The sequence below is a fragment of the Mucilaginibacter sp. Mucisp73 genome, assembly GCF_059491465.1.
In genome coordinates this window covers 4,372,218-4,385,949 of sequence record NZ_CP168507.1, presented here as the reverse complement: position 1 = coordinate 4,385,949, position 13,732 = coordinate 4,372,218, and the positions used below count along the sequence as shown (strand labels likewise).

Genomic DNA, 13,732 nt, shown 5'->3' with positions numbered 1-13,732 from the left:
AATGAAAATAGGAATATTAGGATTAGGCGAAGGACGCAGCACTATGTCGGCAGTGTTAAAAAGCGATAAGCTTGAACTGAAAATGGTATGCGATATGAATATTGAAATGTGTAAGCACCGTGCGGAAGAGTTCAATTTTCATAACTACACCACCAGCTACCAGGACATGCTCAATGATGCCGAAATAGATATCATTGCTATTTATACGCCCGATCATTTACATGCTGAGCATGTAAAACAAGCTTTACTGCATGGCAAACACGTGGTATGTACCAAACCATTTATTGATGATTTGAGTAAAGCTGCCGGGCTGCTTGAACTGGTTGAGCAAAGCAGGAAAAAGGTTTTTGTAGGCCAAAGCTCTCGCTTTTTTGAACCGATGAAAAAGCAGCGTAAAGATTATGAGGCAGGTTTGATAGGGGATTTAATAACCATCGAGGCTTATTACCATGCCGATCATCGCTGGTTTTTAGAGAAGCCATGGTCATTACAACAAGCTTTTAAATGGCTGTACGGTGGCTTAAGTCACCCGGTTGATTTTATTCGCTGGTATTTGCCGGAGATCGAGGGGGTGATGGGCTATGGTATGTTGAGTGCCAACGGTGCCAAAGGCGGCTTAAAAAACCCGGACACCATGCACTTTATCTTCAAAGCAAAAGATGGTCGTATTGCCCGCGTAAGCGGCTGCTATACAGGTCCGGTGCAACCCGTTACCCGCGACAGTGAAATGAGCTGTATTTTACGTGGTACCGAAGGCTGTAGTCAGGGCGATTACATGGACCTGCGTTATGCAATTACCGATAATACCGGCGAAGAACGTATCATCACCTGGGAACATAAACTGAAACACTACTTCAGGTTTGAGGGCAAAAGCCACCACGCCGGCGAGTATCAAAACTACCTCGAGTACTTTGCCGATAGCATTACCGAAGGCTATACCGCTTATCCCGATATTAAAGAAGGTATTGGAACTATCGCCTTGCTTCAGGCTATGGACCGCTCCTTACAAAGCGGCAAACCCGTAAAGGTTGATGACATCCTGACCGAATTTAATTTAACCGTAAACGAGTTAAGCGCATGATATTGGGCATGAGCAATATTGTATCGCGCCTTACGCTGCTGGATTACTCGGTGGTTGCCGCATACTTGGTTGTTTTAATGGTAATCGGGTTCCGTGCCAGTTTTAGTGTTAAAAACAAAACAGACGAAACCCTTTTCCTCGCCAATAAATCATTGGGCTGGGCGAGCATTGGCTTTAACATGTGGGGCACCAATGTGGGGCCGTCTATGTTGTTGGCATTTGCCAGTATTGGCTACAGCACGGGCATAGTGGCCGTTAATTTCGACTGGTATGCCTTTGTTTTCCTGATGCTGCTGGCGCTGGTATTCGCACCAAAATACATTGCGGCTAAAGTATCAACCATGCCCGAGTTTATGGGCAACAGGTATGGCAATTCGACCCGCAATATCCTGGCCTGGTATGCCATGATCAAAATGCTGATCTCGTGGTTGTCGTTAGGTTTGTTTGCCGGTGGATTTTTAGTAAGACAGATCCTTGGCATTCCCATGTGGCAATCGGTCATTGTACTTGTTTCATTTGCGGGCTTATTCGCATTTACAGGTGGTTTAAAGGCTATTGCCAAAGTTAATGTTTTCCAGATGCTGCTGCTCATCGGCGTATCATTAACGCTTACTGTTTTGGGTGTAAGCAAAGCCGGTGGCTTATCGGCCGTATTTCATCAAACACCAGCAAATTACTGGAACCTCATTCATCCGGCAAGTGATGTAAAATACCCTTGGTATGCTATATTATTGGGCTACCCGGTATCGGCTGTAGCTTTTTTCTGTACCGATCAGGCTATGGTACAATCAGTATTGGGCGCTAAAAATCTGGAGCAGGGACAGCTCGGTGTTAACTTTATTGGCTGGCTCAAGATATTATCGCTGCCGCTGTTTATCCTCACAGGCATTTTGTGTTTTATCCTGTTTCCACATCTGAGCGATCCGGCATTAGCTTACATGACTATGGTTACCAATCTTTTCCCTCCGGGAATGAACGGATTAGTTATCGTCGTATTGATAGCAGTTTTGATAGGCACCGTTGGCTCGTCCTTAAACTCATTGAGCACCGTGTTTACCATGGATATTTATGCTGAAAAGATCAATCCTAATGCTACTAACAAAGACCTCATCAGGGTAGGGCGCTACACGGTAATTGGTGGATGCCTGTTTGCCATAGGCATGGCGCTGGCTATCGACAGTATCAAAGGGCTTAATTTGTTCGACGTATTTCAATCGGTATTGGGCTTTATTGCGCCGCCGCTGGCTGTAGTTTTCCTCCTTACTGTTTATTGGAAACGCACTACCCGCAAGGCGGTAAATATCATTCTTTCGGCTGGTTCGGCTTTTAGTTTGGGTACGGGTGTGGTTTACCTGTGGGTGTTACCTCCCGATAGGTACAGCTTTTGGCCGCATTACTTGATGCTGTCGTTTTTCATATTTGTGTTCCTGGCGGCATCTGCCGTGTTTATTTCGCTGCTTGATAAAACACCCGCCGTTTACGTTGCAACGGAATCTGAAATGGAACACACTTTAAAGCCTACTAAACGCGTGAAGATTGCCTGGGGACTCCTCACTATAATTATGATCGCTTTATACCTCATTTTCAACGGACATTAAAAATGGATCAAATATCTACCCATATAAAACTCAATAAGCTGCATTTTTTAATTATGCTATTAAGCTTCATGTTTTTGGCTGATATGGCAAAAGCGCAAAAAGCTACCTGGATCTGGTATCCCGGCGATTATGAAGTGTGGCTGAGCAACCGGATGCAAAACCGACGCACCGAGCGGGGTGCTTTCTTTCCGCCATTCTGGAAACTGGACAGCCATTATGTATTGGTTGATTTTCATAAGGATTTTATGCTTGCCAATCCCGAAACAGTTGAACTGGCTGTTGAAGGTCAATACAATGTAAAGCTTGATGGTAAGGCGTTGGCGGGTTATCCTAAAAATATCCATGTGCCGGCTGGCAGGCACAGGCTTAGTCTCAAAGTCTATAACCAGGCTGCTGCCCCCGCCATATTTGTGAAGGGGCAGCAACTGGTGTCAGATACTTCATGGCTGGTAACTTATGAAGATAAAGAATGGATTGACGAATCGGGGAAAACCTCAGATATCTCGGCCACAAAATATGTAAATGCCGGCAACTGGAATTTTGACTCGGCAGATAAGCTGCCCTCAGCATTTCGCCTACCCACAGAGGAACATAAGCCGGAAAAAACCGAGCGGAAGGAACATTCCATTTTGGTTGATTTTGGAAAAGAAACATTTGGTTACGCCAAGCTTATCGGCTTAAAAGGCAAGGGCAATATTAAACTCTGCTACGGTGAATCAAAAGAAGAAGCTTTATCCCTAAGCGCTTGCGAACTGTTGGATAGTATTTATATCGATCAGCCTCAAAAAGCTGATTATACCATGGAGGGGTCCCGTGCATTCCGCTACATCAATGTTTTGTTTGATGATAATGTGAGTGCAGATGATGTAGCTATGCTATATGAATACTCACCGGTTGAGCAGCGGGGGAGTTTTAGATGTTCGGATGAGCTGATCAACAAGATCTGGGATGTTTCGGCGTATACCCTGCACCTGAATACGCGTGAATTTTTTATAGATGGCATTAAGCGCGACAGGTGGATCTGGTCGGGCGATGCTTATCAAAGTTATTTGATGAATTATTACCTGTACTTTGATTCGCCAACGGTAACCCGCACCTTGTATGCCCTTCGCGGTAAAGACCCGGTAACCAGCCACATCAATACCATTATGGATTATACTTTTTATTGGTTCATGGGTATCTATGATTATTACCAGTATACCGGCGATAAAAGTTTCATCAAACAAATGTACCCCCGAATGCAAAGTCTGATGAGCTATTGCCTGCAGCGCCGCGATAAAAATGGCTTGATGGAAGGCTTGCCCGGCGATTGGGTATTTATTGACTGGGCCGATAAACTCAGCAAAAAAGGAGAGGTAAGCTTTGAGCAATTACTACTTTGTCGCAGCCTGGAAACCATGGCTTTATGCGCCAATATCATGGATGATAAAACAGGCAACGATCAATACCAAAAACTGTCGGCAGACCTAAAATCAAAGATCTTTTCCCTGTACTGGAACAGTGATAAGCACGCTTTTGTACACAGCCTGGTTAATGGCAAGCAAAGCGATAATGTGACCCGCTACACCAATATGTTCTCGATATTTTTCAATTACCTCAATGCCGGCCAACAGCAGGAAGTTAAAAAGTATGTACTGCTGAATGATAATATCCAAAAGATAACCACCCCTTACATGCGCTTTTACGAGCTGGAAGCGCTTTGCGCCATGGGCGAGAAAAGTTATGTACTTAAAGAAATGAAGGATTACTGGGGAGGCATGCTCAATTTAGGAGCCACATCTTTTTGGGAAGAGTACAACCCGGCTAAGACCGGTGCCGACCGCTATGCCATGTACGGACGCCCGTTTGGCAAAAGCCTTTGCCATGCCTGGGGCGCAAGCCCGATATACCTGTTAGGTAAATATTTTCTCGGCATAAAACCAACTGCTCCGGGCTATCAGCAGTATGTCATCGAACCTAAATTGGGCGGCCTGCAATGGATGGAAGGCAGCGTGCCAACTGCTGATGGGGATATCAAGGTATCATGCAGTACCAAACAGATCAAAGCAAACAGCAATACCGGGATTGGCTTGCTCCGGTTTACAAGTACCTCAAAGCCAGTTTGTAAAGAGGGGGAAATAACTGCTAATGGAAATGGCACCTATGAGCTTACCATCCAAAAACAAAAACAATACACCATAAACTACAGCGCAAAAAAATGATGAAACGCCTCCTATCTATCCTGCTTTTAACAGCATTTTCATCAACAGGGCTTTACGCGCAATTGGTTGATAAAACACCTGCGCCTATACCAAACGTGCCTACAGTTTATGATGCCGAACCCTGGGAAAATCCTTTGGTTGATGGCATAAACCGGGATGCGGCACGCGCTACGGCCTATTCGTACAGCAGTATCAAAGAGGCATTGGCTGGCGACAGGGAAAAATCAGGCAGGATGTTGTCCCTGAATGGTTATTGGGATTTTAGCTACGCTGCTAAACCGGCCGATGCGCCGAAAGATTTTTATAAAAGCCGGGTAAGCGGTTGGAAAAAGATCATCGTTCCCTCAAGCATTGAGATGCAGGGTTATGATAAACCTATTTATAAAAGTGCGGTTTACCCGTTCCGCCCGGTTAACCCGCCTCATGTGCCGCAGGATTATAATGGCATTGGCAGTTATCAGCGTACGTTTACCCTGCCAGCCAACTGGAAGGACATGAACATTACCCTGCATTTTGGCGGGATAAGCTCTGGTTTTAAGGTTTGGCTCAACGGTAAGTTTTTGGGTTATGGGGAGGACAGCTTTTTACCATCGGAGTTTAACATTACGCCATACCTGCAGGCTGGCGAAAACGTAGTATCCGTACAGGTGATCCGCTGGAGCGATGGTTATTTCCTCGAAGATCAGGACCAGTGGCGCATGAGCGGCATCCATCGCGAAGTAATGCTTTTGGCAGAACCTAAATTGCGCATAGCCGATTTTCAATGGCAGGCTAAACTGGATAAGCAATACAAAGACGCTGTTTTCAGTATCCGCCCGCGGATCGAGAACCTGACAGGCAAAGCTGTTTCCGGATATAAAATTGAAGCAAGACTTTTCGACAGGAACAACAAAGAAGTATTGCAGAAGCCTTTAGAGCGAAGTGTGGAAAGCATCATCAACGAGATCTACCCGCGATTGGATAACGTGAAATTTGGTTTGCTGGAAACTACACTGAAAAATCCGGATAAATGGAGCGATGAAAAGCCAAACCTGTATACGCTTACTTTATCCTTAGTAGATAGCACCGGCCAAGCGCTTGAGGTTAAGAGCTGCAAAGTGGGAATCAGGAGTATTGAATTTAGTAAGGAAGATAGCAAGCTGCTCATTAATGGTAAAGTTACTTACCTATATGGTGTAAACCGCCCTGATCATGATCCGGTTAAAGGTAAAGCATTATCCCGCGAGGATATCCTGAATGATGTGCGCACCATCAAACGTTTCAATTTTAACTGTATCCGAACCAGCCATTATCCGATGGATCCATACCTGTATGATCTGTGCGATGAGTACGGGATACTGGTGATAGACGAAGCTAACCTGGAAACCCACGGCCTGGGTTCAAAACTGAGCAACGACCCCATGTGGACCGGCGCTTACCTCGACAGGGCTACCCGTATGGTAATGCGCGATAAAAATCATCCAAGCGTGATCATTTGGAGTTTAGGTAATGAGGCCGGCAGGGGGCCAAACCACGCGGCGATGGCAGGTTGGATTCATGATTTTGACATTACCCGCCCGGTACATTATGAGCCGGCCCAGGGTACACCGCAGGCCGAAGGTTATATCGACCCAACCGATCCGCGCTATCCAAAAACTAATGATCATTCGCACAGGTTACAGAATCCTATAGATCAGCCTTATGTGGATATTGTAAGCCGGATGTATCCCGGCATTTATACCGCACCTTTACTGGCCAATCAGCAGAATGGCGATACCCGCCCGATATTTTTCGTGGAGTATTCGCATGCGATGGGCAACTCCAATGGAAATTTAAAAGAGTTTTGGGATCAATGGCGATCAACAAAGCGGGTTATTGGTGGGGCGATATGGGAGTTTAAAGACCAGGGTTTACTAAAACATGATTCGACAGGTAAGGCATACTATGCCTACGGCGGTGATTATGGCGAACGTTATTTTGATAATTTTACCATCAAAGGTATCGTAGCATCCGACGGTCGCCCGAAACCTGCCATTTACGAATGCAAGCATGTTTTTCAACCTGCGGTTTGTGAACTGGTTGATGCCGATAAAGCAACTATCCACATCAAAAACTGGCATAGCGTAGCTTCACTGGGCGATTATGACGTTACCCTGCAATTAAGAGAGGACGGAGAGATCATCCTGAAAAAACAAATTCCCCGTATCAAACTTGCAGCCGAGCACGATACAACCATCAGCATTAAACAATACCTGCCTGGTTTAAAACCCAATCACGAATACCTGGCCGATATTCATTTTGCCCTTGCCGAAGATGAGCCCTGGGCCAGCAAAGGCTATGAAATAGCAAGCGACCAAATTCAGCTAACCCAGCCTAAAACATCAACTACAAATGTGGATGCCAAGCATTATCCGGAAACCAAACTATCCGAAGATGACAAGGCTTACCACATCAGCGGAAAAGATTTTGAGATAGGCATCAGCAAAACAAATGGCGCTTTAACCTCGTACGTGTACAAAGGTAATCAGCAGGTATTTGCTCCTCTATTGCCTCACTTTACCCGCCCGGTTACGGATAACGATCATCGTGGCTGGAAAATGGAAAAGAAACTTGCAGCATGGTTTAAAGCGGTGCCCGTTTTGAAGAAAATCTCCGGTCAAAAAACAGGAGGCGGTTCAGTGGTGGTTACGAGCGTTTATTCTATGGTTAACGATAGCGCTTCGGTACAAGTAAATTATACAGTCCGTGGTGATGGCTTGTTAAATGTTGCTTATGCTCTTGATGCTAAAACCGGCTTGCCAAATCTCCCTAAAGTTGGTATGCAAATGGGGATTGCCCAAGCCGATAGCAATATCAGCTATTATGGCCGTGGTCCTTATGAAAACTATATCGACAGGCGTACAGGCTCGGAAGCGGGCATCTATTCGCAAAGCATTAACCAATTCATGGAACCTTACGTAGTTCCCCAGGAAAACGGCAACCGTACCGATGTACGCTGGATGCTGCTGCACCATACAACAGGTGGTTTGCTGATCGCCGCCGATAGCCTGCTGAGCATGAGTGCCTGGCCTTATACCGAAGAGAATATTCAAAAGGCGAAGCATACCAACAAGCTAAAGGATGCCGGCTTTATTACGCTGAATATCGACCTGATACAGATGGGCGTAGGCGGCAACGATAGCTGGTCGGAAGTGGCCGAGCCTTTGGAGCAATACCGTATTCCGGCCAAAAAGTATCAATACAGCTTTTACCTGAAACCTTATGAAGGTAAACCGGATGCGGTAGGTAATACCGCATATCAGATCAAATTTAACAGGAAGCCATGAGGAAATACGTTTTTATAATTTGCCTTTGCTGCCTGTTTTCACCGGGTATAGCCCAGCAGCGAAAAGTATCGCCAGCAAAAGATGCTTTGAAACAGGCGTTTTTGCATCCTCCTGAATCGGCAAAACCATGGGTGTTTTGGTACTGGATGCAGGGTGCCGTAAGCCGGGAGGGCATTACTGCTGATCTGCAGGTTATGAAGCAGGCCGGAATAGCGGGTGCTTATTTAATGCCCATCAAAGGCCCTGCTAATCCGCCGTTTATTTCACCGTCAATTAATCAGTTAAGCCCCGAATGGTGGGCAATGGTAAAATTTACCATGCAGGAGGCCGACAGGATAGGCCTAAAACTGGCTATGCATGATAGCGATGGTTTTGCGCTGGCCGGTGGCCCATGGATAACGCCGGAGCTTTCCATGCAAAAGGTGGTATGGTCAAAAGTTGAGGTTGAGGGAGGCAAAGCTGACCATGATACTTTGCCAGTGCCAAAGCATTATAAAAACTACTATAAAGATATCGAAGTATTGGCCTATCCGTCGCTCCCGGGCGAGGGGATAAGCAGCTACGACGAGCATCCGAAGGTAACTGCCAGCTTGCCTAATACCGACGTACAATATCTCACTGAAAAAGGAAATACCAAAAGCTTTACAAGCAACGAGCGTTGCTGGCTGCAGCTTGAATTTGAAAAGCCCTTTACCTGCCGCTCGCTAATCATTCATACTTCGGCAAGTAATTACCAGTCGCAAAGGTTGTTGCTTGAGGTAAGTGATGATGGTAAAAATTACCGTTCATTAGACAGATTGGAGCCACCGCGCCACGGCTGGCAGGATGGTGACGCGGAGATCACACACGCCATCGCCCCAACAACAGCAAAATATTTCAGGTTTACTTACGATAAAGAAGGTTCTGAACCGGGGGCCGAAGACCTTGATTTTGCCAAATGGAAACCTACGCTGAAATTATCAGGCGTTGAATTGTTGAGTGAACCCCGGATCCATCAGTATGAAAGTAAAACAGGTGAGGTATGGCGGTTAAGCAAACAAACTACTGATGCCCAATTGCCGGCTAATCTTTGTGTTGATAAAAATAGAATCATCAACCTAACCGATAAATTAGGAGCAGATGGTAAACTGAACTGGCAGGCTCCCGCAGGCAGATGGACAATTATCCGTATCGGTCATACTTCTACCGGGCACACCAATGCTACCGGCGGTGGGGGCATTGGCTTGGAGTGCGATAAGTTTAACCCGGAGGCTGCCAAAATACAGTTTGAGAACTGGTTTGGCGAGGCTGTAAAACAGGTTGGCCCGGATTTGGCTAAACGGGTTTTAAAGATCTTTCATGTGGATAGTTGGGAGTGCGGCAGCCAAAACTGGTCGCCGGTTTTTGCTGCCGAATTTCAGAAGCGGAGGGGGTATGATCTGCTACCATATCTTCCGTTAATGGCCGGTGTGCCGATGGAAAGCGCCGAAAAAACCGAAAAAATATTAGCGGATGTAAGGCAAACCATAGCCGAGTTATTGGTAGATAATTTCTACGGTACGATGGCTAAGCTGGCGCATGAAAAGGGCTGCACATTTACCGCCGAAAGCGTTGCCCCAACCATGATGAGCGATGGCATGCTGCATTACCAAAAGGCAGATATCGCGATGGGGGAATTTTGGTTCAGGAGCCCTACGCATGATAAGCCCAATGATATGCTGGATGCCATTTCGGGCGGGCACATCTACGGTGAAAATATTATCCAGGCCGAGGCTTTTACAGAGTTGCGGTTATTATGGGACGAGCACCCCGGAATGCTTAAAACAGCTGCCGACCGCAATTTTGCCCTTGGCATCAATCGTTATGTTTTTCACGTAAATGTGCATAACCCCTGGCTTGACCGTAAGCCGGGTATGACACTGGATGGTATCGGCCTATTTTTTCAGCGGGATCAAACCTGGTGGAAGCCGGGCAAGGCCTGGTTTGATTATATCAGTCGTTGCCAGGCTATGCTGCAACAAGGGCATCCGGTTGCTGATATCGCTGTTTTTACAGGCGAAGAAACACCACGCCGCGCAATTTTGCCCGACAGGTTGGTTAATACCCTTCCCGGTATCTTCGGCACCGAACGTGTGAAGCAGGAAAAGGAGCGCTTAGCCAACAAAGGTGTACCGATCATCAATTCGGTTGAAGATGCAAGCCACTCGGCAAATATGGTGCTGCCCGAAAACTGGATAGACCCGCTGAGGGGATATAACTATGATTCATTTAATAAAGATGCCCTTTTGCGCCTGGCTACCGTTAAAAACGGCAGGATTATTTTGCCCGGCGGAGCAAGTTATGCCATGCTGATAATACCGGGTGTAAGCCAGATGTCGCCTCAGCCATGGCAGTTATCGGCAGAAGCAGTAAAAAAGCTTCAGCAATTGGTAAATGAAGGCGCTACGGTTTTATTCGGCGATAAGCGGATGAAAGCGCTTTTATCTAATGGTTCTGCAGGAAAGGTACTCATTGGCTCGTATCAAAAAGATACGTTTGATGAGGTAGGCCTCTCCCGCGATCTGATAGCTACGGATTCAGCTAATCAAACGGCAAAAGATATTGCATGGACACATCGTAGCGCTGATGGCTTTGATATTTATTTCATTTCAAATCAACAGGCTTTAAACCGAACCATCAAACTGTCATTGAGAGTAACAGATCGAGTTCCTGAACTATGGGATCCTTTAACAGGTGAAATCAGGCAATTGGCTAATACCAGCAAATCGCCCCGTACAAATATTAAGCTTGAGTTGGCTGCCAATGGGTCAGCTTTTATCGTTTTCAGAAACGTTTCTGCTATTGCAAAAAGCGAGGATAATAAGCCATCTCATCTTAAAACGGTACAGACTTTCTCAGATTGGCAGGTACAGTTCGACCCTAAATATGGAGGCCCAACGAAACCGGTAATGTTTAATCAACCTGAAGACTGGTCACATAACGCTAACGACAGTGTAAAGTATTATTCAGGAACAGCGGTTTACAATCACACTTTTCAGTTTATTGCAAAAACAGGGGCCAAAACATATCTTGATTTGGGAAATATCGCCAACCTGGCCGAGGTGTATGTAAACGGCGTCAATTGCGGCACCGCCTGGACATATCCTTATCGGGTAGACATTAGCAAAGCCATTCAGCCCGGCGAAAATAAATTGACAATCAAAGTAACCAACACCTGGGCTAACCGCCTGATGGGTGATCATGCCCTGCCCGAAAATAAACGTATTACATGGACAAACGCGCCTTACCGTTTGGAAGGCCGTTCGTTGTTACCGGCTGGTTTGCTCAGCCCGGTGAAATTGCTCACATCTATCCCTTAATGATATGAAATGGAATTTTAAATATATCGGAATAACCTCGTCCTCGTCCCCTCAGGGTCTCTCGCAGAGGACTCTGAGGTCTTCGCTTACTTCCGAAATGAAAACATTGTATAAGTACTTTATCATCCTATTATTGATGATTGCCGGCAATGAACTATCGGCCCAAAACAAAGCTCTGGTCAACACCAGCAAAAGCAATTACGCCAAACTCAGCAGCCTTGATATGGGCGCGGTACAATGGACAGGCGGCTTTTGGGCCGACAGGTTCAAAGTTTGCCGTGATACCATGATCCCTAACCTGTGGCGGGTTTATACCGATCCGAAGATCAGTCATGCCTACCGCAACTTTGAAATAGCCGCCGGTTTAGACACCGGCTCACACGAAGGGCCGCCATTTCATGATGGTGATCTTTACAAACTGTTTGAAGCTGTGGCCAGTATGTACGCTAATACGCATGATCCCAAACTGGATGAACTGATGGACAAAACCATAGCCGTTATTGCTAAAGCGCAGCGGGCTGATGGTTATATCCACACACCAACCCTTATTGAAGAGCGCAAGAACAGCGACAAGGAAAAAGCTTTTAACGATCGTCTTAATTTTGAAACGTATAACCTTGGTCACCTCATGACAGCGGCTTGTGTACATTATCGGGTTACAGGCAAAACTACTTTGTTGAAAGTGGCTGTTAAAGCCACTGATTATCTCTACAAGTTTTATAAAACGGCCTCGCCCGAACTGGCGCGTAACGCTATTTGCCCTTCGCATTACATGGGGGTAGTGGAGATGTACCGTACCACCCGCGATCCCCGATACCTGGAACTGGCTAAAAACCTGATCGATATCCGCGGGTTGATGAAGGACGGTACCGACGATAACCAGGACAGAACACCTTTCCGGCAGCAAACACAGGCGATGGGGCATGCGGTGAGGGCCAATTATCTTTTCGCCGGTGCTGCCGATGTTTATGCCGAAACCGGGGATACCACACTTATGCACACCTTAAATTTGATGTGGAATGATGTGGTGAACCGCAAAATGTATATTACCGGTGGCTGCGGAGCATTATATGACGGGGTTTCGCCTGATGGTACATCTTACAATCCTAACGAGGTGCAAAAGGTACATCAGGCTTACGGGCGCGATTACCAATTGCCAAGTTTCACGGCGCACAACGAAACCTGCGCCAACATAGGCAATGTACTCTGGAACTGGCGCATGCTACAGGTAACCGGCGACGCCAAATATGCCGATGTAATGGAGCTGGCGTTGTACAATAGCGTACTTTCGGGTATCAGTCTTAATGGTCGTAACTTTTTATATACCAATCCGTTGGCTTATTCAGATAGTTTGCCCCTTAAGCAGCGTTGGTCTAAGGATAGGATAGGGTATATCAAACTTTCTAACTGTTGTCCGCCCAATGTGGTGCGTACCATTGCCGAGGTGAGCGATTATGCCTACAGCGTATCAGATAAAGGGTTGTGGTTTAACCTGTATGGCAGCAACACCATAACCGCTAAATTGAAAGATGGCACGCCGGTAAAACTCACTCAAACTACAAATTACCCCTGGGATGGGAAGATCCATATCAGGTTTGATGAAGTACCGGGCAATAAAGCATTCTCGGTATTTTTGAGGATCCCTGGCTGGTGTAAGGGCGCAAGTATCAAACTCGAAGGTCAGCCGGTGCCGCAGTTAGATACTACGCCTGGAACTTATACGCAAGTTAACGCCGTTTGGCGAAAAGGAATGACAATTGATCTCGACCTGCCAATGCCGGTAACCCTAATGGAAGCAAACCCGCTTGTTGAGGAAACCCGTAATCAGGTTGCAGTAAAACGCGGTCCGGTGGTTTATTGTTTGGAATCAGCCGATCTGGCTAAGGGGCAAAAGGTTTTCGATGTGGTGCTTTCTGCCAATAATGAGCTTAAGCCTGAAATGATCAGGATAGATAACAGTGAGATCATGAGCTTAACCGGTAAAGCCGACCTGCATGATGAAAATAACTGGACTAACCGGCTTTATAAAGAGGTATCTACCCCAAAACAAAACGCTGTTGATATCAGGCTGATCCCGTATTATGCATGGGGTAACCGAGGACATGTGGATATGGAAACGTGGATGCCGTTGGACAGGTAGTTTCGAGGCGAAAGGTGAAAGGCAAAAGGTGAAAGGCAAAAGGTGAAAGGTCAAAAAAGCTCCACGCCG

Annotated in this window: 6 protein-coding genes; all 6 read left to right on the top strand. The window is 46.3% G+C overall.

The features are described 5' to 3' along the window. Nucleotide 1: 1 nt before the first annotated feature. Nucleotides 2-1,081 carry a Gfo/Idh/MocA family protein gene (locus ACEN82_RS18165; protein WP_413321405.1) on the top strand — a complete coding sequence of 360 codons (1,080 nt, stop codon included), beginning with the start codon at nucleotides 2-4 and terminating at the stop codon, nucleotides 1,079-1,081. A gap of 8 nt (nucleotides 1,082-1,089) precedes the next feature. Beyond that, nucleotides 1,090-2,679, top strand: a complete 1,590-nt coding sequence (locus tag ACEN82_RS18160; RefSeq protein ID WP_413321406.1) for a sodium:solute symporter family transporter — start codon at nucleotides 1,090-1,092, stop codon at nucleotides 2,677-2,679. A 2-nt stretch (nucleotides 2,680-2,681) separates the two neighbouring features. Continuing rightward, the gene (locus tag ACEN82_RS18155; RefSeq protein WP_413321407.1) at nucleotides 2,682-4,880 is read left to right on the top strand and encodes an alpha-L-rhamnosidase-related protein; all 2,199 of its coding nucleotides are present in this window, start codon (nucleotides 2,682-2,684) and stop codon (nucleotides 4,878-4,880) included. Further along, complete coding sequence (locus ACEN82_RS18150) at nucleotides 4,877-8,185, top strand: glycoside hydrolase family 2 TIM barrel-domain containing protein (RefSeq protein WP_413321408.1); 3,309 nt, start codon at nucleotides 4,877-4,879, stop codon at nucleotides 8,183-8,185. Before ACEN82_RS18155 ends, ACEN82_RS18150 begins: the two co-directional genes overlap by 4 nt. Then, the gene (locus ACEN82_RS18145; protein ID WP_413321409.1) at nucleotides 8,182-11,523 is read left to right on the top strand and encodes a glycosyl hydrolase; all 3,342 of its coding nucleotides are present in this window, start codon (nucleotides 8,182-8,184) and stop codon (nucleotides 11,521-11,523) included. The genes ACEN82_RS18150 and ACEN82_RS18145 overlap by 4 nt, the downstream gene beginning before the upstream one ends. A gap of 97 nt (nucleotides 11,524-11,620) precedes the next feature. After that, on the top strand, nucleotides 11,621-13,663 hold the full coding sequence (locus ACEN82_RS18140; protein ID WP_413321410.1) for an aceric acid hydrolase: 2,043 nt from the start codon (nucleotides 11,621-11,623) through the stop codon (nucleotides 13,661-13,663). The last annotated feature ends 69 nt before the right edge of the window (nucleotides 13,664-13,732 follow it).